This is a genomic window from Xanthomonas sp. CPBF 426, from assembly GCF_903989465.1.
GTDB lineage: Bacteria > Pseudomonadota > Gammaproteobacteria > Xanthomonadales > Xanthomonadaceae > Xanthomonas > Xanthomonas euroxanthea.
In genome coordinates, this window is the sequence record NZ_LR861805.1 from 1671545 (window position 1) to 1694127 (window position 22583).

Sequence of the window (22583 nt, forward strand, 5' to 3'; positions counted from 1 at the left end):
GTGCTGAAAGGTCGCCCTCAGGCAGTGACACGTCGCGTGCGCAAGGCAGTAGCAGGTCGCTTCCTCATCCCGCCGGAGAGAAGGGACGCACGGCACTGGAGGCGCGTATGACAGCCGCGACTGCCTGGGCGACTGGGCTGATGCTGCTGCGCTCAAGCCAAACATGGCTTTCGGTTGGGCAGCGGTGGTGTGGTGTCTCGGCCAGGCGGGGGCGCGGTTGTCCGTCGAACGCAATCGGTCGTACAAGTAGGCGAAGGCCTCGCTTGCCAGATGCATGCAGCCTGCGAAAAACGCATGCTCATCAGACGGGTCAAGGCTTAGAAACCAACATGCCGCGCCCTTGCGGGACGCGGCATGTGATCGAGTACGCGTTAAAACAAAACGCTCGCACATCGAGTCAGCAGATTGCAGTGCCGGCAAACGGCATTCAGAACCGGAAGTTCAGCCAGCCCATGACGAAGGTCGAATCGCCGTAGCCGGCTTTTTCCAGCGCGGGCCCCGCCATCAGGTGTTCGGCGCGGAAGGTCACCGACCAGTTGGGGTCGATGTTCCAGGTGGCGTTGATGCGCGGCATGGTGCCGATGCGGCGCTCGCCGGTGTTCTGCGTGCGTGCGTAGGCGCGTGCCTGGTTGTTGTAGATCGCATCGCTGGTGGTCTGGCGCCACAGGGTTTCCCATTCCAGGTTCACCGTGAGCTTGGATGTGGGCGAGAAGGTGAACGTGGGCGCGGCGGTGACCAGGTTGACCGGGCCGAAGAACGTCGCCCAGCTGAAGTAGATCGTATTGCCGTACAGGAAGTTGTTGTTGCGCAGCGTGCCGGTGCCGGAGGTGCCGCCGCCACCGGAGGCGATTTCGCTATGGAAGCCCAGGCGCGGCTTCCAGCCGTTGTCGCTCAGCGTCCACGCATTGGAGGTGCTGGCCATGTAGGCACGCAGGTCGCGCCCGCCGTAGCTGCCGCGCTGCACGGTCACGAACGAGTCGGTGCGCAGCTTGCCCACATTGCCCCACAGGCGCAGCCCGTAGTAGTTGCGGTTTTCTTCGGCGGTCTGCCGGCCCCAGACCTGATTGTCGTTGCGGAACTGATAGAAGAACGGCTCCAGATACATCGGCTTGGCGGTCGGCATGCGCCAGCCGCCGACCACGCCGCGGAAGTGCCGCGAGCGGTCAATGCGATCGTCGCCCAGTCCCTCGGTGCCATCCAGGTTAAAGTTGAAATCGAACAGGTCCACGCGGGTCTTTTCGCCGATCGCCCAGGCGCGCACACCGTTGAAGGTCACGAAGATGTCGGTGTTGTCGCGCAGGGCCATCAGCGTGACGGGGCCATCGACAAACACCTGGCGGCCCACGCGCAGGCCGAGGTCAGCATCGTTGACGCGTCCTTTCACATCGAAGAACACCTGCTGCAGGATCGCGTTGTTTTCCTGCGTGCCGGTCTTGGCGCCCTCGTTGCGTCCATCCAGGCTGCCGTGCGCCAGTTCCGTATACAGACGGAAGTGCTCGCCAATATGGAAGTCGGCACCGAAGAACGCGCGCAACAGGTACTGCTGCTGCGAGTGGCTGCCGGGAATCAGACCGGGATTGGTGATGGTGTTGCTGCGCACGCGCAGTTCGTTGCTGAGCGAGACATACACATCGCCCGATTCATTGAACGGAATGTACTTGAGCGGATCGAACGGGCTCTTGCGCTTGGATGGATCCTTCAGATACGACCAGTCCTCGGCCCAACGCACCTGCCACATGTTGCCGCCCTGCTTAGCTCCCCAGCCCTGCGCTTCGAGCGGATACCCCTTGGCGGGCGCGGGCGCCGCAGGAGCGGCGGGCGCGGCCTTCGCAGGTTCCGGCTGGGTCTGCTCGGCATTGACCGGCGCGGTCTGCGCCTGCGCAAACCCCAGTGCCGGCAGTGACAACCCGATCGCCAAGCACAGGCACCGGGTGGCGCCAAAGGAAGTTTCAGCCATGGCCGGCTGTGCCAAGCGTGCTAGTCGCATCGTGTCGCCCTATCGAAAAAGTGAGTCGTCTGAGCAAGTGGTATCGGCCCAGTGGGCAATGACTGTAGTGGAGCGCTGCCGCAAAGGGAGTAACCCAATGGTTCTAAGTACATGAGCGGGGATTGGGGAGTCGGGATTGGGGATTCGCAAAAGCGGGCCTGCAAATAACGCGCCAGGTATTCTTCAGTTCGCTTGAGTCGTGTACGGAAATTCTCGGTTGCTTGCCTTTGCAAATCCCCAATCCCGATTTTCCTATCCCGGCCCGTGACTACCGACATATTCGCTATTCCTAACTCGCAATAGCATTGCCTTCGACCTGGTGGAGCTGGCCGATGAGCGAATCCGATGCCTGCGGAAATTCCAGAAGGAGCTGAGTGCCGGCACGGTGTCGCTGGCCTTGCTGGCAGTGCTGGCGCAGGCCGATGCGCCGCTGTACGACTATCTGATCGCCAAGCGGCTGGAGCGGCTGGAGCGGCTGGGTGGCGTGCTCAGCGGCAAGCAGAGCGCGCTGTATCCGGTGCTGCGCAATCTGGACGGCGCAGGGCTGCCGCACAGCCATGTCGAGCCCTCCGCGTCCGGGCCGCCGCAGCGCTATTACCGCATCACCCAAACCGGGCGTGATTGCCTGCGCGACTGGAGCGCCGCCTGGCGCGCCACCCGCGATTCCGGTGACGCAGTGCTGGAGGGGACCTACTGATGACAGGCACGTCCCTTGCCGACCACCAGTCCCGATGACCTTGTGCAAGTGCGCCAGCCCGGGCCTGCGCGGACCCGGCGACGCTTCAGGATGCGCTCCACGATGCCGAACCGGGAAGGGTTCATGGCACTCCTGCGGGCGGTGAGGGCGGTGAGGGCACCGCGCACGCGACCAGTCCTCTGGGTTGGCGCGAACCAGGAATCTGCGCATAAAAAAAACGCCCCTCGATCGGTCTCGATCGAGGGGCGTTTTTTGTTGCCGGTCAAGCGCGTTTGCCGCGCTTGCGGATCGGGGTGACGGTGGCCGGATCGCGGCTGCCCACCGGGTCGGCATCGTAGCGAGCGATGAATTCGCGCACCTGCGGGTACACCACTTCGCGCCAGCGGCGGCCGCTGAAGATGCCGTAGTGGCCGGCACCTTCCACCACCAGATGACGGCGATGCGCCGCGTCGATCCCGGTGCACAGATCGTGCACCGCTTCGGTCTGGCCGAGGCCGGCGATATCGTCCAGTTCGCCTTCGATGCTGAGCAGTGCGGTATTGCGGATCGCCGAGGGCTTGACCAGCTGGCCATCCACTTTCCACTTGCCCTGCGGCAGCAGGAAGTCCTGGAACACCACGCGAATGGTGTCCAGGTAATACTCGGCCGGCATGTCGAGCACGGCGTTGTATTCGTCGTAGAACTGCCGATGCGCCTGCGCGTCCTGCAGGTCGCCCTTGACCAGGTCGGTGTAGAAATCCCAGTGCGACATCACGTGCCGGTTGGGGTTCATCGACAGGAAGCCGGCGTGCTGCAGGAAGCCCGGATACACCTGCCGGCCATGGCCCGGATACGGGAACGGCACGGTGTGGATCAGGTTGTTCTGGAACCACTCGATACCGTTCTCGGTAGCCAGGTTGTTGACCTGGGTCGGGCTGCGGCGCGCATCGATCGGCCCGCCCATCATCACCAGCGAGCGCGGCGTGGGCTCGTCGTTGGTGGCCATCAACGACACCGCCGCAAGCACCGGCACGGTGGGCTGGCACACGCTCACCACATGCAGGCGCTCGGCGCCGATGTGACGGATGAACTCCTGGATGTAGCTGATGTAGTCCTCGAGCCGGAAGGCACCGGCTTCCAGCGGCACCATGCGCGCGTCCACCCAATCGGTCACGTAGACCTTGTGGTTGCGCAGCAGCGTGCGCACGGTGTCGCGCAGCAGGGTGGCATGGTGGCCGGACAACGGCGCCACCACCAGCACGGCCGGCTGCTGCTTCATCGTGCCGATCAACTCGACATGGTCGCTGAAACGCTTGAAGCGCAGCAGGCGGCAGAACGGCTTGCTCAGCACTTCACGTTCGATGATCGGCAGCGAGTGGCCGTCGACCTCGACATCGTCCAGTGCCCAGGCCGGCTTTTCGTATTCCTTGCCCAGGCGATGGAACAGCTCATTGCTGGCCGCCATGCGTTCGGCGCCCGGGAGCGAGGCCCACAGACTGTCGGGGTCGGAAAACATCTTGGCGTTCGCCTGGGCCTGGTGCACCCAAGGCGCTAGCAGATTGCGGGTCAGCTCGTGCAGTTGATAAAGCATTCCACCCATCCGTGCGGCTCTTTGCTGCCGCGCAGCATACCCCCTTTGGCGCATTTGCACCTTAATGGGGCTGCGGACGGTAGAGGCTGTCATCCAAGCTGTGGCAGGCGCGAGCGCCCTGATTTGCCGCGATTTTGCGTTGCCGCCATCGGAGATACGTCGGACGACGGCGCCGGGCTGGAAGTGCGCGTTCTCGCAGAGCCGTGCGGACTGCCTGGCAGGCTCCTCTGCCTGCAGGGAGGGGCAAGGGGTGTGGCCCACACGCACTCAACTGCCACCAGGCTTCGTGCGTACCCTCATCCGCCCCTGCGGGGCACCTTCTCCCGGCGGGAGAAAGAAGGAAGGCCGCTTTCCTGCGGGCGAGGGTGGCGGGAGGGCGCGCGGCGAAGCCACTCGCCTCGCCATGTGTGCCTCAGCCGGCCAACGTCCTGCTCAGCCGCGCTCCAACGCAGACGCCTCATCGGCCAATTGCGGCGACAACCAGCAGTGCGAACCGAGTTCAGCAAACCCCACGCCGGCGAAGCGGCGACGATACCAGCGCGCCGGGCGCGCCTGAAAACCCTCGTGGTCGCCCTCGAAGGCGTCTTCTTCGGCAAATGTCTCCAGAAACGCCACGCCCGCGCACATCTCGGCCAGCCCCGGCAGCCCCTGGTTGAACTCGCGGGTGGGCACGTAATGCAGCACGTCCGAGCAGATCAGCAGATCCACCGGCGCGCAGGGGCGCAGCCAGGCGAAATCGCCGAAGCGGGCAGGATGGATCTGCCGGCTGCGCCCGTAACGCTGTACCGCATAGGCGCTGCTGTCGAAGCCCAGATAGCTCAGCCTGGGGCGCAAGGCCAACAATGGCGCGCGCCAGGCCGCCTCGCCACAACCGATATCCAGCACGCTGCGGATCGGGCGCTCCAGGTAGTACTCGGCCTGACTCACCGCCAGTGCGACCTTGCGTCGCAGGCGCGCAGGGTCGGCCAGCCCCGCATCCCTGTACCAGCGGCGGAAATAGTGGGCGTCGTACTGCTTGTCGTCGGGTTCGGACATGGACGTCAGGTGCTTTCGCATGATCGGATGGGTGAAAATGCGGGCCATCCTACGCCAGCCAGCGAAGCCAGCACATGACCCTGTACCTGTGGATCAAGACCTTCCATCTGTTGTTCGTCACTGCGTGGATGGCGGCGGTGTTCTACCTGCCACGCATCCTGGTCAATATCGCCGAAGCCGGTGCCGAGCCTGCGGTACGCACACGCCTGGTGCTGATGGGGCGCCGCCTCTACAGATTCGGCCACAGCATGCTGGGCCTGGCGCTGCTGCTGGGCGCGGTGCTGTGGCAGGGCTATCGGGTGATTCCGGATTTTCCGACGATGGTGGCCGGTGGCTGGCTGCACGCAAAACTGTTTGCGGTGGCCTTGATCCTGGCGCATTACATCGTGGCCGGGCGCTGGTTGAAGGGCGTGGATCAGGGCCGCAGCCTGCCCAGCGGCCGCGCGCTGCGGCTGTTCAATGAAGTGCCGGTGGTGTTGCTGGTCGCGGTGATCTGGCTGGTGCTGGCCAAGCCGTTCTGAGCGTTGTTGAAGTACAGGCAGCGCGTGCGTTTGCCTGACGCTGTCGATGCGCCGCCGACGATGGCGATGCGACCCCGAGGGGTGCAGGCCGGCACCGCGCGCCGACGGCGGACATTACCTGGGCGCGCAGTGCCGACACGCATGGGAGACAAGCCGGGATCCGGCCACGTCTGCAGCCGCACACCTGGATCAACACCGCCAGGAACGCGAACGCGATCAGGATGAAGATCCAGTACAGCGCCCGCCTGCTGAGTACGACAAGCGCGCAGCAGGCGGCCTGCAACACCGGTGACAGGAGAGGCAGGGCTTATTGCGACCAGGTCCTTCCTCGATGACCAATCGTCTTGCTGGCTGGCGATGGTGCACGCAGCACCATCGCCTCGACGTATCGCCGATCAGTTGCCTTCGTAGGCACCGTAGCTGCGCAGGCGCTCGTAACGACGCTGCAGCAGGCCTTCGACCGGCAGCTTTTCCAGCGCTTCCAGCTCATTGAGCAACACGGCCTTGAGGCGCTTGCCCATCTGTTCGGGATTGCGATGCGCGCCGCCGGTGGGTTCGCGGATCACCTTATCGACCAGGCCCAGGCCCTTCAGGCGCTTGGCGGTCAGGCCGAGCTGCTCGGCGGCGTCCTTGGCCTTGGCCGCGTCCTTCCACAGGATCGAAGCGCAGCCTTCGGGCGAGATCACCGAATAGGTGCCGTATTCCAGCATCAAGGTGCGGTCGCCCACGCCGATCGCCAGCGCGCCGCCGGAGCCGCCTTCGCCGATCACGGTGCAGATCACCGGTACTTTCAGTTCGGCCATCTCCAGCAGGTTGCGCGCGATCGCTTCGGACTGGCCGCGTTCCTCGGCGCCGATACCGGGGTAGGCGCCCGGGGTGTCGATGAAGGTCAGTAGCGGCAGGCGGAAACGCTCGGCCAGCTTCATCAGGCGCAGCGCCTTGCGGTAGCCCTCCGGACGCGGCATGCCGAAGTTGCGGGCGACCTTGCTCTTGGTGTCGCGGCCCTTCTGGTGGCCGATGATCACCACCGCGCGGCCATCGATGCGGCCCAGGCCCCCGACGATCGCCTTGTCGTCGGCATAGGCGCGGTCGCCGGCCAGTTCCTGGAATTCGTCGCAGATGGTGTTGATGTAGTCCAGCGTGTACGGGCGCTGCGGGTGGCGCGCCAGCTGCGAGACCTGCCAGGCCGACAGGTCGCGGAAGATCTGTGCGGTACGCACGCGCAGCTTGTCGCGCAGCGCACGCACCTCGGTGTCCACGTTGACTGCAGGGCCGGTGCTGGCCTTGCGCAGTTCCTGGATCTTGGCTTCCAGATCGGCGATGGGTTGCTCGAAGTCGAGGTAGTTGGGATTCATGCAGTGGTGTCGTCAACGTAAGGCGGGGAGTGTAGCCGAATGCGTTCGATGAACCCGTACGGTGGGGTTAGGAGAATCGGGAATCGGGAATGGGGAATCAAAGCAGGGCGGATGGCGGCCTCGCTTTTGCGATTCCCCATTCCCGACTCCCCATTCTCACGCCCACGGAGGGCTGTACTTGATCTTCAGGGTCCGCACCGCCGGATCGGCGCGCAGGCTGTCCATCAACTGCTGGTCGATGCGCACCGAGTGGCTGCCGTTGAGGTCGAGCATGCCGGCCACCCCACCGGTCGGGGCGCGCAGCAGCAGGTCCAGGCGCAAGGGGGTCTTGCCGGGGCGGTGCTTGGCCAGCAGGGCGTCGATGCGCTTCCAGGCCTGCTTCTCGCGCAGGTCCAGGCGCAATGACAGGCGTTGCGCATGGTCGGCACAGATCTGCTCGTAGTCCCAGCATTGGCGGATCCGCAGGCTGTAGCCGCCGTTGAATTCGTCTTCGCGCAGGCCGCCCTTGACGATCAGGATGCGATCGCGGGTGAGCAGGTGCCCGAACTCGGCCATCGCATCGGAGAACGCGCTGCATTCGACCCGGCCACGGCCGTCTTCGAGCTGCACGAACACCTGGCTGTCGCCCTTGCGCCGCACGCCGATCACCTGGCCGGCCAGGATGGCGCTGACTTCCGGGCGCCAGGCGCGTTTTTCGCCATCGCCGCCGCCTCCGCCGCCGCGTTGTTGCGAGGCGAGGATCTTCTCCAGCGACCCCAGGTCGCAGCCGACCAGCTCGCGCACCTCGTCGCGGTGCGGGTCGAACGGATGGCCGCTGAGATAGAAGCCCAGCGTTTCGCGCTCGCCGGTGAGCAGCTGGCCCAGCGGCCATTCCTCGCTTTCGGGCAGGTCCAGACGCAACGCCGGCGCGCTCGGGTCCGGCCCGCCGAACAGCGAGTTCTGGCCCGAGGCGCGCTCGCGCGCCAGCTGCTCGGTGGCCTTGACCACTTCCGGCAACTGCAGCATCAGCGAGGCGCGGTTCTTGCCCAGCCCGTCCATCGCGCCGGCATTGATCATCGCTTCCAGGGTGCGCCGGTTGAGCTTGGCGGTGCCCACGCGCGTGCAGAAATCCAGCAACGTGGTGTAGGGGCCACCGCGCTGGCGTTCTTCGACGATCGCCTCGCAGGCGCCCTGACCGACACCCTTGATCGCACCCAGGCCGTATTGAATCGTGTCCGGGCTGGCAGCTTCGAACATGTAGGCCGACTCGTTGACGCGCGGCGGCTTGACGGTCAGACCGAGATTGCGCACCTCATCGAGAAAGCCGACCACCTTGTCGGTGTTGTCCATGTCCGAGGACAGCGTCGCGGCCATGAATTCGGCCGGGTAATGCCGTTTCAGCCACGCGGTCTGGTAGCTGACCAGCGCGTAGGCGGCGGCGTGCGACTTGTTGAAGCCGTAGCCGGCGAACTTCTCCATCAGGTCGAAGATTTCGTCGGCCTTGGCCGCGCCCACCCCGCCCTTGGCCGCGCCCTCGCGGAAGATCTCGCGGTGCTTGGCCATTTCGGCCGGCACCTTCTTGCCCATCGCACGGCGCAGCAGGTCGGCACCGCCCAGCGAATAATCGCCGACGATCTGCGCCATCTGCATCACCTGCTCCTGGTACACCATGATGCCGTAGGTGTCCTTGAGGATGGCTTCGGTGCGCGGATCCGGGTAGATGATCTCCTGCTGGCCGTGCTTACGCGCGTTGAAGTCCGGGATCAGGTCCATCGGGCCGGGGCGGTACAGCGATACCAGTGCGATCAGGTCTTCGAAACGGTCCGGGCGCGCGTCCTTGAGCAGGCGGCGCATGCCCGAGGATTCGAACTGGAACACCGCGCCGGTATTGCCCGAGGCGAACACGCCCTTGTAGGTGGGCACGTCGTCGAGCGGAATGGTGGTGATGTCGATCGGGTCGATGCCGGCGCGCGCGTGGCGTACGTTGATCGCCTTGACCGCCCAGTCGATGATGGTCAGCGTGCGCAGGCCGAGGAAGTCGAACTTCACCAGGCCGACCGCTTCGACGTCGTCCTTGTCGAACTGGGTGACCGGATTCTTGCCGCGCCCGTCCTCGTCGTGTTCGGCGAACAGCGGGCAGAATTCGGACAGCGGCTCGGGCGCGATCACCACGCCACCGGCGTGCTTGCCGGCATTGCGGGTGAGGTCCTCGAGCTGACGGGCCAGATCCATCAGGTCGCGCACGTCGTCTTCGACCTGGTAGCGCTGGATCAGGTCCGGCGAGGCCATCTCCGAGTCCTTGCCTTCGCCCATCGCATCCTTGAGCGTGATGCCCAGGATGTTGGGGATCAGCTTGGCCACGCTGTCGACCAGCCCGTAGCTGAAGCCGAGCACGCGCCCGGCGTCGCGCACCACCGCCTTGGCCGCCATGGTGCCGTAGGTGATGATCTGGCTGACCCGTTCGCGCCCGTACTTGCGCGCCACGTAGTCGATCACCTCGTCGCGGCGATCCATGCAGAAGTCGATGTCGAAGTCGGGCATCGACACGCGTTCGGGGTTGAGGAAGCGCTCGAACAGCAGGTTGTACGGCAGCGGGTCCAGGTCGGTGATCTGCAGTGCCCAGGCCACCAGCGAACCGGCACCGGAACCGCGCCCCGGGCCGATCGGAATGCCCTGGTTCTTGCCCCACTGGATGAAGTCGGCCACGATCAGGAAGTAGCCGGGGAAGCCCATCTTGATGATGGTATCCAGCTCGAATTCCAGCCGGTCGACATAGTCCTGGCGGGTCTTGCCGGGCGCGATCGGGCTCTTTTCCAGGCGTGCGGCCAGACCGTCGCGCGACTGGCTGCGGATCCAGCTGTCCAGCGTCTCGTCTTCGGGCACCGGATAGGCGGGCAGGAAGTAGGTGCCCAGGCGCATCTCGATGTTGCAGCGCTGCGCCAGCGCCAGCGTGTTGTCGATTGCATCGGGCACGTCGGCGAACAGCGCGGCCATTTCGTCGCCGGACTTCAGGTACTGCTGGTCGCTGTACTCGCGCGGGCGCTTGGGGTCGTCGAGCACGCGGCCGGAGGAAATGCACACCCGCGCCTCGTGCGCATTGAAGTCGCTGGCGTACAGGAAGCGCACATCGTTGCTGGCCACCACCGGCAGGCCGCGCACACCGGCCGCATGCAGCGCGAACTGGTTGAAGCGTTCTTCGCCCTGGCGCCCGGTACGGGTGAGTTCCAGATGCAGGCCGTCGCCGAACACGCGCTGCCAGTCGGCCAGCTGCTGCTCGGCCAGGTCGGCGCGGCCCTCGCCGAACAGGCGCCCGGCCAGGCTGTCGCGGCCGGCCAGGGCGAACAGGTTGGCATGGCCGCTCTGCAGCCATTCGGGGTGGATCGCCACGCCGCCTTCGGGGCGGTGGCCTTCCATCCAGGCGCGGGTCAGCAGGCGCGACAGGCTCAGGTAGCCTTCGCGGTCGCGGCACAGCAGGGTCATGCGCCAGGGCGTCATGTCCGGGGTGGCGATCATCACGTCGGCGCCGGCGATCGGCTTGATGCCCACGCCCTCGGCGGCCTTGTAGAACTTGACCAGCGCGAACAAGTTGTTGAGGTCGGTGACCGCCAGCGCGGGCATGTCGAGTTCGACCGCGCGGCTCAGCAGGTTGGCCTGCTTGGCCTTTTTCGGGTCAGCCTGATCCGGTTTCTCGGGCACACGGATGGTGGAATCCGCCAGCGAGAACTCGGTGTGGACGTGCAGATGGACGAAGCGGGAAGTGGACATGCGAGACCGGAATAATGCGGGGTCAGGGTAGCGAGCGTGATCGGGTCGGACAAGGCTTGACAGCACCGGCGCGGCGCCGCGGCCAGCTGCCACGGGGGCTGGCCGGTGTGGCCGATTCAGGCTGTGGCTAGCTGGATGCAGCGCAGCGGTGGCGATTGCGCGGATCGGGGGCGTGCGGCGCTGGGCGTGCGTGACTTGCTACGCGAAGCCCTGGCTGCACCGGCCGTTTCCGCGCCACTGGTGGGTGGCGCCGGGACCGGGCCAGGTCAGCCTGGAGGGGGCGCTCAGTCGGCAAGCAGCAGCGCATCGGCCGGGGGCGCGCAGGGCACGTCCCACGGCGACTGCGCCGCCTCGATGCCCAATGCACGCCGCACCGGGGCGAAGCTGCGACGGTGCTGCGGGCACGGCCCATGGCTGCGCAGCGCGGCCAGGTGCACCGGCGTGGCGTAGCCCTTGTGCTGGTCGAAGCGGTATTCGGGGTGCTGGACGTGCAGGTCGTGCATCAGGCGGTCGCGGGTGACCTTGGCCACGATCGAGGCGGCCATGATGGCGCGATCGAGCGCATCGCCGCCGATCAAGGCCTCGGCCGGGCAGGGCAGGCCCTTGGGCACCCGGTTGCCGTCGATGCGGGCAAACCCGGCCACATGCGCGACGCCTTCCACCGCACGCCGCATGCCCAGCATGGTCGCCTGGTAGATATTGATGCGGTCGATCTCCTCGCTGTCGATCAGCACCACCGACCACGCCAGCGCCCGCTCGACGATGCGCGCATACAACTGCTCGCGCCGCTGCGCACTGAGCTGCTTGGAATCGTCCAGCCCGTTGATGCGCGGCTTGCCGGGATCGAACACCACCGCCGCCACCGCCACCGGCCCGGCCAGCGGGCCGCGCCCGGCTTCGTCGACACCGGCAATCAAACGCGAATCGGGAATCGGGACTGGGGAATCGTGAAAAAGCGCGTCCTGCGCCGTCGGAACGAGAACGGCACCGTGGGAAGTTAAGCGCTTCACGACCCGGCTCCTGCCGATTCCCGATTCCCGATTCCCGATTCCGGCTGCATCAGCAGCCCAGCCACCGCATCGGCCGCGCGTGCCGATGCGTCGCGGCGTAGTTCCGCGTGCAGGGCGAGATAGCGTGGTTGCAGCGCGGCGACCTTTTCCGGGTGCTTGAACCAGTCCAGCAGGGCCGCGCACAGGCGCTCCGGGGTGCAGTCGTCCTGCATCAGCTCCGGGGCGAGGTCGTCGTTGGCCAGGATGTTGGGCAGCGCGTAGCGGTTGACCTTGAGCAGGCCCAGCGTCTTGACGATGCGGTAGGTGAGCGGGGCGACCTTGTAGCCGACCACCATCGGGCGCTTGACCAGCATCGCCTCCAGCGTCGCGGTACCCGACGCCAGCAGCACCACGTCGGCGGCCAGCATCGCGGTGCGCGCCTGGCCATCGAGCAGGTGCGACCGCAGCACCGGCAGCGACGAGCGCGACAACTGCTCGGCCAGCAGCTGCTTGCAGCCAGGATTGGCCGCCGGGACCAGCACGTGCAGGTTGGGCAACTGCTCGGACACCAGCCAGGCGGCCTGGAAGAACGTCTCGCCGAGCTTGCCGATCTCGCCATGCCGGCTGCCGGGCAACACCGCCAGCACGGTGCTGGAGGCGGACAGACCCAGCTTGGCGCGCGCAGCGGCGCGATCGGCCTGGTAGGCGATGTCGTCGGCCATCGGGTGGCCGACAAAGCGCGCATCGATGCCGTGCCTGGCGTAGATCGGCGGCTCCATCGGAAACAGGCACAGCACCAGGTCGGCGCTGGCGCCGATCTTTTCCGCACGCTTCTCGCGCCATGCCCACACCGAGGGGCTGACGTAATGCACGGTGCGCACACCGCGCTGCTTGAGCCAGCGCTCGACCGACAGATTGAAATCGGGTGCATCGATACCGATGAACACGTCCGGTTTCCATGCCAGCACACGCTCACGAAACGCGCGGCGCAGCTTCAGCAGCCGCGGCAGATGCTGCAGCACTTCGGTCAGCCCCATCACCGCCAGTTCGCTGGCATCGAACCAGGTCTGGCAGCCGGCGCCGCGCATCGCATCGCCGCCGATGCCGACGAACTCGGCAGCCGGATAGCGGCGCCGCAGCTGCTCGATCAAGCCGGCACCCAGGATGTCGCCGGAAGCTTCGCCGGCGATCAGCGCGATGCGTGGGGAGCGCGCTTGCGCGCCGGGAATCGGGAGTGGGGAATGGGGAATCGGAAGTGCCGGCGGTGGGCCGGCGGCAGGCGTGTCAGCGTGCGCGCCTGCATCGATTCCCGATTCCCGATTCCCGATTCCCTTCATCGCAACAACGGCCTTTCCGCCGCCTCGATGAACTCGAGCAGCCCGCGCACGTCTTCGCTGCTCTTGGCCTGTTCGGCCAGCTGCAGCTTGGCCTCGGCCAGCGGCAGCCCGGCGACGTACAGCGTGCGGTAGGCGCGCTTGATCGCGGTGATGCGCTCGGCATCGAAGCCGCGACGCTTGAGCCCTTCGCTGTTGATGCCGCGCGGGCGGCCCAGCGATTCGCTGCCGACCATGGTGAACGGCGGAACGTCGCCGTTGGTCAGCGCGCCCATGCCCAGGAAGGCGTGCGCGCCGATCCGGCAGAACTGATGGGCACCGGCAAAGCCGCTGATGATCACGTAGTCGCCCACGGTGACATGGCCGGCCAGCGTGGTGTTGTTGGAGAACACGCAGTGGTTGCCGACATGGCAGTCGTGCGCCACGTGGGTGTAGGCCAGCATCCAGTTGTCGTCGCCGACCACGGTGATGCCGCCACCGCCGCCGGTGCCGCGATTGATGGTGACGAATTCGCGGATCACGTTGCCGTTGCCGATCACCAGTTCGGTGCGCTCGCCGGCGTATTTCTTGTCCTGCGGTTCGCCGCCGATCGCGGCATGGCCGATGAAGCGGTTGTTGCGGCCGATCCGGGTCGGGCCGTGGATCGAGCAATGCGGCCCCACCTCGGTGCCCGCATCGATCTGCACATCGGCGCCGATCAACGAGAACGCGCCCACGCGCACATCGCTGGCCAGCTGCGCCGACGGATCGATGACGGCGGTGGGATGAATCAAGGGTGCTTGATCACGCATCGTGTCTCACCTCCAAAAACGGGTTATTCCTTGGCGCCGGCGCACATGATTTCGGCGCTGGCCACGACTTCGCCGTTGACCTTGGCCTCGCCGTAATAGCATCCCATGTTGCGGATCAGGCGCTTCATCTGCACTTCCAGCATCAGCACGTCACCCGGCACCACCTGCTTGTTGAAGCGGGCGTTGTCGACCTTGACCATGTAGAACAGCTTGGACAGCGCGTCGCGCCCAAGCCCGAGCTGGGTCATCACGCCACCGGCCTGCGCCAGTGCCTCGATGATCAGCACGCCGGGCATCACCGGGCGGGTGGGGAAATGGCCCTGGAAAAACGGCTCGTTGATGCTGACGTTCTTCTGCCCGACGATGCGCTTGGCTTCCAGGTCGAGGTCGACGACCCGGTCGATCAGCAGAAACGGATAGCGGTGCGGGATCAGCGTCTGGATCTGGTTGACGTCAATCGGCAGCTCGTAAGTGGGGTGACTCATTCTTTCTCCTTGCCCACAGCCAGGATGCGCCTTGCCAGCACATCGAGTTGTTTGAAGCGCGCGGCATTCTTGCGCCACGTGCGATTGTCGGTGAGAGGGGTGCCGGACGAATACTCGCCCGGCTCATGGATGGAATTGCGCACCACCGACTTGCCGGTGATCACGACCTTGTCGCAGATCTCCAGGTGCCCGACCACGCCGACATGCCCGCCAAGCAGGCAGTAACGGCCGATCTTGGCGCTGCCGGCGATTCCGGTGCAGCCGGCGATGGCGCTATGTGCGCCGATGTGGCAGTTGTGCGCGATCTGCACCAGGTTATCCACGCGCACGTCTTCTTCCAGCACGGTGTCTTCCAGTGCGCCGCGGTCGATGCAGGTGTTGGCGCCGATCTCGCAATCGTCGCCGATCACCACACCGCCCAGCTGCGGCACCTTGATCCAGTGGCCGGCATCCATCGCCAGGCCGAAGCCGTCGGCGCCGATCACCGCACCGGGATGGATGCGCACGCGCTTGCCCAGGCGCACCCGGGTGACCAGGGTGACGCGGGCGAGCAGCTCGCTGCCGTCATCGACCACGCAATCCTCGCCGATGATGCTGCCGGTGCCGATCACGCAGCCATCGCCCACGCGGCTGCGCGCACCGATGCTGACGAACGGGCCGACATGCGCGCTCGGCGAGACCTGGGCACTGGGATCGATCACCGCCGACGGGTGAATGCCCGGTTCGCGCAGCGGCGCCACATCGAACAAGGCGGCGATCTTGGCGAAGGCGGTGTAGGGATCCTTGGCGACCAGCGCGGTGCCGCGTGCGTCCTGCGCATCGTCGGCGCGCAGCACCACCACGGCGGCCTGGCTCTGGCCCAGCTGCGGCCGGTAGCGCGGATTGGACAGGAAGCTCAGTTGCCCGGCGCCGGCATGCGCCAGGGTGGCGACGCCACTGACTTCGATGGCGCCATCACCGATGACGGTCAGACCAAATTGTTCGGCAATCGCACTGGCGGTCAAGCGCATCAGGGTGAACCTCTTGTAAGTGTGGGAGAGCCGCTTTAACGGGGAGAAAACACCATTAAACAGTTCCCAACAAAGCCTGCGTATCTAGGGTCCTGTCGCAATCAAGCGGCCAATCCAGGAACACGCATATGAAAACCGTTCTTTCCATCCTTGGTGGTCTGGTCATGATGGGCGCGGTCGCAGGTGCATCGGCCCAATCCTTCGATGTCGAGCAGGGCAGGGCAACCGGTGAGCAGCAGCTGCAGTGTCTCAGCCTGCCTGCCGGCGACATCGCCAGCTGTCTGTCCAACACCGTCTCCACATGGTTGGACAGCTGGTTCTGACCGGCCCACATCCAACCGGTGATACACGGGCGGCCCGCTTGCGCGGGCCGCCTTCTTTGTTGCCGTTCGCTATTAGAACTGGCCGCCGAAGGTGAACTGCAGACGTTCGATCTCGTCGTTGTCTTCCTTTTTCAGCGGGAATGCGTAGCTGATCGAAATGGGACCGACCGGGGCGCGCCACAACAGCGCCACACCGGTGGACGCACGCAGCTCGTTGGCCTTGAAGTTGTCCACGCCGTCGTAGACGTTACCGAAGTCGAAGAACGCCGACACGCGTGCCGACGGGCTGTCGAACAGTTTGGGGAAGTACATTTCCACCGAACCGACGGTCTTGAACGAGCCACCCAGCGGCTGGCCGCGCGTGTAGTTGAAGGTGCTTTCCGAACGCGGACCCAGCGTGTTGTCTTCGAAGCCGCGCACCGAGTTGGTACCGCCGGCGTAGAAGTTCTCGTAGAACGGCAGCCCGGTCGCAGTGACAGTACGGATCAGGTTGCTGCCGTTGCAGCCTTGCTCTGTGTAGGTGGGGCTGTTGTTAATGTTGGTGACTACGCCGCATATGTCGCGGCGGCTGTCATTGCCATAGCTGTCGCCGTAACCCAGCTCGAAGCGGGTGTTCAACACGATCGCCGGGATGATCGGCCAGTAGTTGGAGATCTGGTAGTTGAACTTGTAGTACTCAACCGTGGAGCCGGGCAGGGTGGTCTCCAGGCCGACGCGCTGGTACATGCCACGGGTGGGCATGAAGAAGTCGTTGCGGGTATCGCGTGCCCAGCCCAGCTCTGTGCGCCAGGCATGGAAGGTGCTAGTACCGATTGCATCGATGTAATTGATGATCGCCTGCGGGGTCTGGCCCTGGAACGTATTGATCTGGTTGCTGTCGATGCCGACCATCGCCGAGACGGTATCGTTCTCGGTGATCGGCACGCCGAACACCACCTGCGCCGAACCATTCTTGCTGTTGTACTGGGCGGTGTTGAAGTCCGAGTAGTCCAGCGAGCGCCAGGACAGGTTGTAGCCCAGAGACACGCCGTCGTCGGTAAAGAACGGGTTGGTGTAGGAGAACGCGTAGCGCTGCTGGTAGCTGCTGCGCGAGGCTTCCACCGCCACCCGGTTGCCGCCGCCCAGGAAGTTGTTCTGCGACAACTGCACCGAGGTGGTCACACCGAAGCTCTGCGAGTAGCCCAGGCCGAACACAAAGCTGCCGGAGGTGGTCTCCTTGACGTTGTAGACCACGTCGACCTGGTCGTTGCTGCCCGGCACGGCCGGCGTTTCCACATCCACGCTCTCGAAGTAGCCCAGGCGCTGCAGGCGGATCTTGGAACGGTCGATCGCCGCCTGCGAATACCAGGTGTTTTCGAACTGGCGCATCTCGCGGCGCAGCACTTCGTCCGAGGTGCGGCTGTTGCCCTTGTACAGGATGCGGCGCACGGTCACGCGCGGGCCCGGCACCACCTGCAGGTTCACCGCGACAGTGCGGTCCTCGCGGTTCGGGGTGGGGATCGGGTTGACCTTGGCGAAGGCGTAACCGACGTTGCTCAGCGTATTGGTGATCGCATCGGAGGTGTACTCCAGCAGCGCACGCGAGAAGATGTCGCCTGCCTTGGGGATGACCAGGCGCTCGATGTCGGCCTGCGGCAGCACGGTGTCGCCGGTGACCTTGATCTCGGAAATCTTGTACTGCTCGCCTTCGGTGACGCCGGCGCTGACGAACATATCGCGCTTGTCCGGGCTGATCGACACCTGGGTGGAATCGATGCTGAAGTCCACGTAGCCGCGGTCCAGGTACCAGGAGTTGAGCTTCTCCAGGTCGCCGGACATCTTTTCCTTGGAGTACTGGTCGTCGCGGCGATACCACGAGGCCCAGTTGTGCTCCTTGGATTCCCAGTTCTCCAGGATGTCCTCGTTGGCAAACTTCTCGGTGCCGATCAGGTTGACGTGGCGGATCTTGGCCGCCTTGCCTTCCTTGATCGCAATCGCCACGTCCACGCGGTTACGGTCCAGCGGGCTGACCGTCGGGGTGATCTCGACGTTGTACTTGCCGCGGTTGTTGTACTGGCGGGTCAGCTCCTGGGTCACGCGGTCCAGGCTCAGGCGGTCGAAGGTGCCCCCCTCGGTCAGGCCGATGTCGCCTAGGCCCTTGAGCAGTTCCTCGGACTTGATGTCCTTGTTGCCGGTCACGGTGAGCTTGTTGATCGCCGGGCGCTCCTTCACGGTGATCACCAGGATGTTGCCCTGGCGATCCAGCTGCACGTCCTCGAAGAAGCCGGTGCGGTAAAGCGCACGGATCGAGTCGGCGACCTTGCCATCGTCCACGGTGTCGCCGCGGTTCACCGGCAGATAGGTGAACACGGTGCCGGAGGCGATGCGCTGCAGGCCGTCGACGCGGATGTCGCTGGCAACGAACGGCTCTGCGGCCAGGGCAACGACTGGCAGGCTGAGGCCGGCGGCGAGAGCGAGGGCAAGCAGGCGGCGAGTGGGAAGACGCGTCATGTCACATCCGGTTGGAGTCGATTTCGGGTGTTGCTGGATGCCGACGTATGACGACGACAACAGGCGGAAAGAGTGGAGCAGCTTCATCGTGGAACCAGGCCGAGGATGTCGTTGTAGAACGCCAGTCCCATCAGCCCGGCCAGGACCGCCAGGCCGACATATTGCCCGGCAATCATGGCCCGTTCGCTGATCGGGCTGCCCTTGACCAACTCGATAAGGTAATACAGCAGATGCCCACCGTCCAAGATCGGGATCGGCATCAGGTTGATGATCGCCAGGCTGAGCGACAGCAAGCCCAGGAAATACAGGAACCAGTCGAGCCCGCGTTCGGCCGAGGCGTTGGCGGCGCGCGCAATGGTGACCGGGCCGGAGATGTTCTTGACCGAGGCCTGGCCGGTCAGCATGCGCTTCATCATGCCCAGCGAGTCGGCGGTCATCCGGCCGGTCTCACGGATCGCGGCAGGCACCGCGGCGAACATGCCGTACTGCTGGCGGCTGTCGTAGGCCGGCGCCTGCGCTGGCGCAAACCCCACGCCGAGCAGCCATTGCCCCTGCGGCGACCGGCGCGGGGCGATTTCCAGCGCCAGCCGGTCGTCGCCGCGCGCGACCTCGATCATGCCGGTCCCGCCCTGCGCGCCCAGTGCCTGCAGCTGGGCGGGAATCTCGTCGGCCGACCGGATCGGCTGGCCGTCGATGGCCACGATGCGGTCGCCCGGCTGCAGCAGCCCCTGCGCCGCCGAGCCGGCGACCACCTGGCCCACCACCGGCGGCTGCAGCATGAACTGCCAGCCGATACCGGCCAGCGACGCCACGCGGCGCTCGTCAAAGCCGGCCGGCAGCTGCGACAGGCGCAGCGTGTGCTCGCGGTTGCCGGCGCCTTCGGTGGCGGTCAGCACGCGGATGTCGCGCTGGTCCATCGCCGCCGTGGTGAGCTGCATGCTGGCATCGCTCCAGCTGCTGACACTGCGCCCATCGATGCGCACGATGCGCTCGCCCGGGCTCAGGCCGGCTTCGGCGGCCAGACCGTCGGCGCGGCCGATGGTGGCCGAGTAATCCTGCTTGCCGACCACGAACATCGCCCACAGCATCGCCATGCACAGCAACAGGTTGGCGATCGGGCCGGCGGCGACGATGGCGATGCGCTGCCATACCGTCTTGCGGTTGAAGGCCTGGTCCTGCTCGGCCGGATGCACGTCGCCTTCGCGTTCGTCGAGCATCCTGACGTAGCCGCCCAGCGGAATGGCCGCCACCACGAACTCGGTGCCGTGGCGGTCACGACGCATCCACAACGGCTTGCCGAAGCCCACCGAAAAGCGCAGCACCTTGACGCCGCAGCGGCGCGCGACCCAGAAGTGCCCGAATTCGTGGAAGGTCACCAACACGCCCAGGCTGACGATCATCCACCAGACCGAACCGATGAAATCACCCATGGATGCAACTCGGTTGCGTAAATCGATCAGGCATGAAGGCGGTGATTGGCGAGGGCGCGTTCGGTGATCTGCCGCGCTTGCGCATCGGCAGACAGCAGGGTGTCGAGGGAGTCGGCATTGTGCCGTGCGAGCGTTGTCAGTGTGTGTTCGACCAACGCGGGAATCGCTAGGAAACCCACCTGGCCCTGAAGAAACGCTGAAACAGCCACTTCATTGGCCGCGTTCAGGATCGCAGGCGCGGTCCCGCCGGCCTCCAGCGCCTCCCAGGCAAGGCGCAGGCACGGAAATGCGGCCGTGTCCGGCGCCTCGAAATCCAGCCGTCCCTGGGTCAGCAGGTCCAGCCCGCCAACGCCGGACTCGACCCGCTCCGGCCACGCCAGGCCGACCGCCAGCGTGGTGCGCATGTCGGGCAGGCCGAGCTGGGCCAGGGTGGAGCCATCGACGAATTCCACCAGCGAGTGCACTAGGCTCTGTGGGTGCACCAGCACATCGATCCGGGCGCCGGGCAGGCCGAACAGGTGATGCGCCTCGATCACCTCCAGGCCCTTGTTCATCAGCGTCGCCGAATCCACCGAAATCTTCGGGCCCATCGACCATTTGGGATGGGCGACCGCCTGCGCGGGCGTGACCGCACCGAGCGCGGCGCGGTCCCAGCCACGGAACGGACCGCCGGACGCGGTCAGGATGACCCGGCGCACGCCGCGGCTGGCGTCGCAGGAGCGCAGGCACTGGAAGATGGCGCTGTGCTCGCTGTCGATCGGGATGATCTCGGCGCCGGCCGCAGTCGCGGTGCGGGTCAGCAATTCGCCGGCCAGCACCAGCGATTCCTTGTTGGCCAGCAACAGGCGCTTGCCGGCGCCGGCCGCGGCCAGCGTGGACGGCAGGCCGGCCGCCCCCACGATCGCCGCCACCACGGTATCGCAGGCATCGCTGGCGGCCAGCGCGTCCAGGGCCTCGCTGCCGGCGTGGGCCTGGGTGGCCAGGCCGGCCGCGCGCAAACCGTCGCGCAGTGCCGGGTACAGGGAGTGGTCGGCGATCACTGCGTGCGCAGGGCGATGGGTGACGCACAGCGCCAGCAGCGCGTCGACCTTGCTGCCGGCCGACAGCACGCTGGCACGCAGCCGCTGCGGATGACGGGCGATCACATCCAGTGCCGATGCACCGATCGAGCCGGTGGCGCCGAAGACGGCGACGTGACGGAGAGCAGAGCCAGCCATATCTAGAACCCGAGAATTTCCTTGCCGAGTGCGAACACCGGCAGGGCGGCGAGCACGCCGTCGATGCGATCCAGCACGCCGCCGTGGCCCGGAATCACCGCGCCCGAGTCCTTGGCGCCGGCATGACGCTTGAGCAGGCTCTCGAACAGATCGCCCAGCACCGAGGCCAGCACCGCCACCGCCGCCACCAGGATCAGCTGCGGCACGTGCGCCAGGGTGAGCCCGGCCAGCCAGCCGAACGCGCAGGCGACCACGATGCCGGCGACCATGCCGCCGAGCAGGCCTTCGATGGTCTTGTTGGGGCTGACCCGCGGTGCCAGCTTGTGCTTGCCGAACGCGCGGCCGGCGAAATAGGCGCCCGAATCGGCCGCCCACACCATGGTCAGCGCGGTCAGCAGCCACAGGTTGCCCTTGTCCGGGTTGGCATGCAGCAGCACCAGCGCGGCCCAGGCCGGCAATACCGCCAGCGTGCCGGCGGCGAGCTTGAGCGCGCGCGCCTGGCCGTTGCCGTGATCGGCACCGAAGGTGAAAAAGCGCAGCCACAGCAGCGCCAGCAGCCACCAGACCACCCCCACCAGGGCGGCGATCTGGAACAGCACCATGGAGCCGGCCGAGGCCCACACCATCAGCACCATCAGCAGCAGATTGAGCATCAGCAGCACGGTGCGCGGCAGGCTGTCGTCGATGCCGGAGAGCTTGAGCCACTCCCATAGACCGGTCAGGAACAGGATCGCCGCCAGCGCCGCCAGCCATTGCGTGGGCAGCAGCACGATCGCGCAGATGGCGAGCGGCGCCATGATCAGCGCGGCAATCACGCGGGTCTTGGTCATGCGGAGGAGCTCTCCGTCGCCTTGTCGGCGATCTGGGCACTGGTCAGGCCGTAGCGGCGTTCGCGCCCGGCGTAGTCATCCAGCGCCTGCTGCAGCACGCCGGCATCGAACTCCGGCCACAGAGTTTCGGTGAACCACAGTTCGGTATAGGCCAGCTGCCACAGCAGGAAATTGCTGATGCGGGTGTCGCCACCGGTGCGGATGAACAGGTCCGGCGCCGGCAGGTCGGCCAATGCGACGCGGCTGGCCAGCAGCGCTTCGTCGATCTGCTGCGGTTGCAGGCGACCGGCCGCCACTTCTTCGGCCAGGGCCCGCGCGGCCAGCGCAATGTCCTGGCGGCCGCCGTAGCTGGCGGCAATGCTCAGCACCAGGCGCGAATTGGCCGCGGTGATGCGTTCTGCGCCGGCCATGCGCTCGCGCAGCGGCGCCGCGAAGCGGCCGCGATCGCCGATGAAGCGTACTTGCACGCCGCGGCGCTGCAGCTCGTCGACCTCGCGGTCGAGCGCATGCAGGAACAGTTTCATCAGCGCATCGACTTCCTCCTGCGGGCGCCCCCAGTTTTCACTGGAGAACGCGAACAGGGTGAGCGCCGAGACGCCTTTTTCCAGGCAGAAGTCGATGGTGCGGTTGACCGCGCGCGCGCCGGCGCGATGACCGATCATGCGCGGACGCCGCCGACGCTGCGCCCAACGCCCATTGCCATCCATGATGATGGCAATGTGGCGCGGCACGGCGGCAGCGGAAGGTGCTGGATGCATGGCAGGCGATGCCACGA

At 66.0% G+C, this 22583-nt stretch carries 18 protein-coding genes; 3 read left to right on the forward strand and 15 right to left on the reverse strand.

Translation table 11 applies throughout. The annotated features are described in order from the left end of the window. Positions 1 to 427: 427 nt before the first annotated feature. Positions 428 to 1987 carry an alginate export family protein gene (locus H7A87_RS07140; RefSeq protein WP_180496923.1) on the reverse strand — a complete coding sequence of 520 codons (1560 nt, stop codon included), beginning with the start codon at positions 1985 to 1987 and terminating at the stop codon, positions 428 to 430. A gap of 325 nt (positions 1988 to 2312) precedes the next feature. On the opposite strand from H7A87_RS07140, the gene H7A87_RS07145 reads away from it, so the two are divergent. Continuing rightward, positions 2313 to 2684, forward strand: a complete 372-nt coding sequence (locus H7A87_RS07145; protein WP_119129234.1) for a PadR family transcriptional regulator — start codon at positions 2313 to 2315, stop codon at positions 2682 to 2684. A gap of 262 nt (positions 2685 to 2946) precedes the next feature. On the opposite strand, the gene H7A87_RS07150 is transcribed toward H7A87_RS07145, so the two are convergent. Then, positions 2947 to 4254, reverse strand: a complete 1308-nt coding sequence (locus H7A87_RS07150) for a polyhydroxyalkanoate depolymerase (protein ID WP_039520278.1) — start codon at positions 4252 to 4254, stop codon at positions 2947 to 2949. Between the two features lie 432 nt (positions 4255 to 4686). Next, positions 4687 to 5289 carry a class I SAM-dependent methyltransferase gene (locus H7A87_RS07155; RefSeq protein WP_180496924.1) on the reverse strand — a complete coding sequence of 201 codons (603 nt, stop codon included), beginning with the start codon at positions 5287 to 5289 and terminating at the stop codon, positions 4687 to 4689. A 74-nt stretch (positions 5290 to 5363) separates the two neighbouring features. Between H7A87_RS07155 and H7A87_RS07160 the strand changes: the two genes are divergently transcribed. After that, positions 5364 to 5810, forward strand: a complete 447-nt coding sequence (locus tag H7A87_RS07160) for a CopD family protein (RefSeq protein ID WP_104583405.1) — start codon at positions 5364 to 5366, stop codon at positions 5808 to 5810. Between the two features lie 395 nt (positions 5811 to 6205). Here H7A87_RS07160 and H7A87_RS07165 read toward each other — a convergent pair whose 3' ends face one another. From H7A87_RS07165 to lpxD, 7 genes are all read right to left on the reverse strand, one after another. Further along, positions 6206 to 7165, reverse strand: a complete 960-nt coding sequence (locus H7A87_RS07165) for an acetyl-CoA carboxylase carboxyltransferase subunit alpha (RefSeq protein ID WP_053045248.1) — start codon at positions 7163 to 7165, stop codon at positions 6206 to 6208. A 156-nt stretch (positions 7166 to 7321) separates the two neighbouring features. Then, positions 7322 to 10909, reverse strand: a complete 3588-nt coding sequence (dnaE, locus tag H7A87_RS07170) for a DNA polymerase III subunit alpha (protein WP_119129017.1) — start codon at positions 10907 to 10909, stop codon at positions 7322 to 7324. Between the two features lie 284 nt (positions 10910 to 11193). Beyond that, on the reverse strand, positions 11194 to 11919 hold the full coding sequence (locus tag H7A87_RS07175) for a ribonuclease HII (RefSeq protein WP_119129018.1): 726 nt from the start codon (positions 11917 to 11919) through the stop codon (positions 11194 to 11196). Then, entirely contained in the window at positions 11916 to 13235 is a 1320-nt protein-coding gene (gene lpxB / locus H7A87_RS07180; RefSeq protein WP_232087946.1) for a lipid-A-disaccharide synthase, read from the reverse strand. Before lpxB ends, H7A87_RS07175 begins: the two co-directional genes overlap by 4 nt. Continuing rightward, on the reverse strand, positions 13232 to 14023 hold the full coding sequence (lpxA, locus tag H7A87_RS07185; RefSeq protein WP_104583403.1) for an acyl-ACP--UDP-N-acetylglucosamine O-acyltransferase: 792 nt from the start codon (positions 14021 to 14023) through the stop codon (positions 13232 to 13234). The genes lpxB and lpxA overlap by 4 nt, the downstream gene beginning before the upstream one ends. Positions 14024 to 14046: 23 nt before the next feature. Further along, positions 14047 to 14508 carry a 3-hydroxyacyl-ACP dehydratase FabZ gene (gene fabZ / locus H7A87_RS07190; protein WP_119129019.1) on the reverse strand — a complete coding sequence of 154 codons (462 nt, stop codon included), beginning with the start codon at positions 14506 to 14508 and terminating at the stop codon, positions 14047 to 14049. Beyond that, positions 14505 to 15518 (reverse strand): UDP-3-O-(3-hydroxymyristoyl)glucosamine N-acyltransferase, encoded by a 1014-nt coding sequence (gene lpxD / locus H7A87_RS07195; protein ID WP_119129020.1) that lies wholly within the window; start codon positions 15516 to 15518, stop codon positions 14505 to 14507. Before lpxD ends, fabZ begins: the two co-directional genes overlap by 4 nt. Positions 15519 to 15646: 128 nt before the next feature. Here lpxD and H7A87_RS07200 point away from each other — a divergent pair, with 128 nt between their 5' ends. Next, positions 15647 to 15841, forward strand: a complete 195-nt coding sequence (locus tag H7A87_RS07200) for a hypothetical protein (protein WP_104583401.1) — start codon at positions 15647 to 15649, stop codon at positions 15839 to 15841. Between the two features lie 72 nt (positions 15842 to 15913). Here the strand turns inward: H7A87_RS07200 and bamA are convergent, their stop codons facing one another. From bamA to uppS, 5 genes are all read right to left on the reverse strand, one after another. Beyond that, positions 15914 to 18331: an outer membrane protein assembly factor BamA gene (bamA, locus tag H7A87_RS07205; RefSeq protein WP_180496925.1), complete on the reverse strand. Its 2418-nt coding sequence runs from the start codon at positions 18329 to 18331 to the stop codon at positions 15914 to 15916. Between the two features lie 83 nt (positions 18332 to 18414). Then, on the reverse strand, positions 18415 to 19761 hold the full coding sequence (gene rseP, locus H7A87_RS07210) for an RIP metalloprotease RseP (RefSeq protein ID WP_104583399.1): 1347 nt from the start codon (positions 19759 to 19761) through the stop codon (positions 18415 to 18417). Between the two features lie 26 nt (positions 19762 to 19787). After that, entirely contained in the window at positions 19788 to 20978 is a 1191-nt protein-coding gene (locus tag H7A87_RS07215; RefSeq protein WP_104583398.1) for a 1-deoxy-D-xylulose-5-phosphate reductoisomerase, read from the reverse strand. Between the two features lie 2 nt (positions 20979 to 20980). Next, positions 20981 to 21808, reverse strand: a complete 828-nt coding sequence (locus H7A87_RS07220; RefSeq protein WP_104648341.1) for a phosphatidate cytidylyltransferase — start codon at positions 21806 to 21808, stop codon at positions 20981 to 20983. Beyond that, positions 21805 to 22566, reverse strand: a complete 762-nt coding sequence (gene uppS / locus H7A87_RS07225) for a polyprenyl diphosphate synthase (protein WP_164739074.1) — start codon at positions 22564 to 22566, stop codon at positions 21805 to 21807. Before uppS ends, H7A87_RS07220 begins: the two co-directional genes overlap by 4 nt. Between the last annotated feature and the right edge of the window lie 17 nt (positions 22567 to 22583).

Coding starts and splice junctions, on each gene's coding strand:
- H7A87_RS07140 (WP_180496923.1), bottom strand. CDS start 1,987: ATGCGACTAGCACGCTTGGCACAGCCGGCCATGGCTGAAACTTCCTTT.
- H7A87_RS07150 (WP_039520278.1), bottom strand. CDS start 4,254: ATGCTTTATCAACTGCACGAGCTGACCCGCAATCTGCTAGCGCCTTGG.
- H7A87_RS07155 (WP_180496924.1), bottom strand. CDS start 5,289: ATGTCCGAACCCGACGACAAGCAGTACGACGCCCACTATTTCCGCCGC.
- H7A87_RS07160 (WP_104583405.1), top strand. CDS start 5,364: ATGACCCTGTACCTGTGGATCAAGACCTTCCATCTGTTGTTCGTCACT.
- H7A87_RS07165 (WP_053045248.1), bottom strand. CDS start 7,165: ATGAATCCCAACTACCTCGACTTCGAGCAACCCATCGCCGATCTGGAA.
- dnaE (WP_119129017.1), bottom strand. CDS start 10,909: ATGTCCACTTCCCGCTTCGTCCATCTGCACGTCCACACCGAGTTCTCG.
- lpxB (WP_232087946.1), bottom strand. CDS start 13,235: ATGAAGGGAATCGGGAATCGGGAATCGGGAATCGATGCAGGCGCGCAC.
- lpxA (WP_104583403.1), bottom strand. CDS start 14,023: ATGCGTGATCAAGCACCCTTGATTCATCCCACCGCCGTCATCGATCCG.
- fabZ (WP_119129019.1), bottom strand. CDS start 14,508: ATGAGTCACCCCACTTACGAGCTGCCGATTGACGTCAACCAGATCCAG.
- lpxD (WP_119129020.1), bottom strand. CDS start 15,518: ATGCGCTTGACCGCCAGTGCGATTGCCGAACAATTTGGTCTGACCGTC.
- H7A87_RS07200 (WP_104583401.1), top strand. CDS start 15,647: ATGAAAACCGTTCTTTCCATCCTTGGTGGTCTGGTCATGATGGGCGCG.
- bamA (WP_180496925.1), bottom strand. CDS start 18,331: ATGACGCGTCTTCCCACTCGCCGCCTGCTTGCCCTCGCTCTCGCCGCC.
- rseP (WP_104583399.1), bottom strand. CDS start 19,761: ATGGGTGATTTCATCGGTTCGGTCTGGTGGATGATCGTCAGCCTGGGC.
- H7A87_RS07215 (WP_104583398.1), bottom strand. CDS start 20,978: ATGGCTGGCTCTGCTCTCCGTCACGTCGCCGTCTTCGGCGCCACCGGC.
- H7A87_RS07220 (WP_104648341.1), bottom strand. CDS start 21,808: ATGACCAAGACCCGCGTGATTGCCGCGCTGATCATGGCGCCGCTCGCC.
- uppS (WP_164739074.1), bottom strand. CDS start 22,566: ATGCATCCAGCACCTTCCGCTGCCGCCGTGCCGCGCCACATTGCCATC.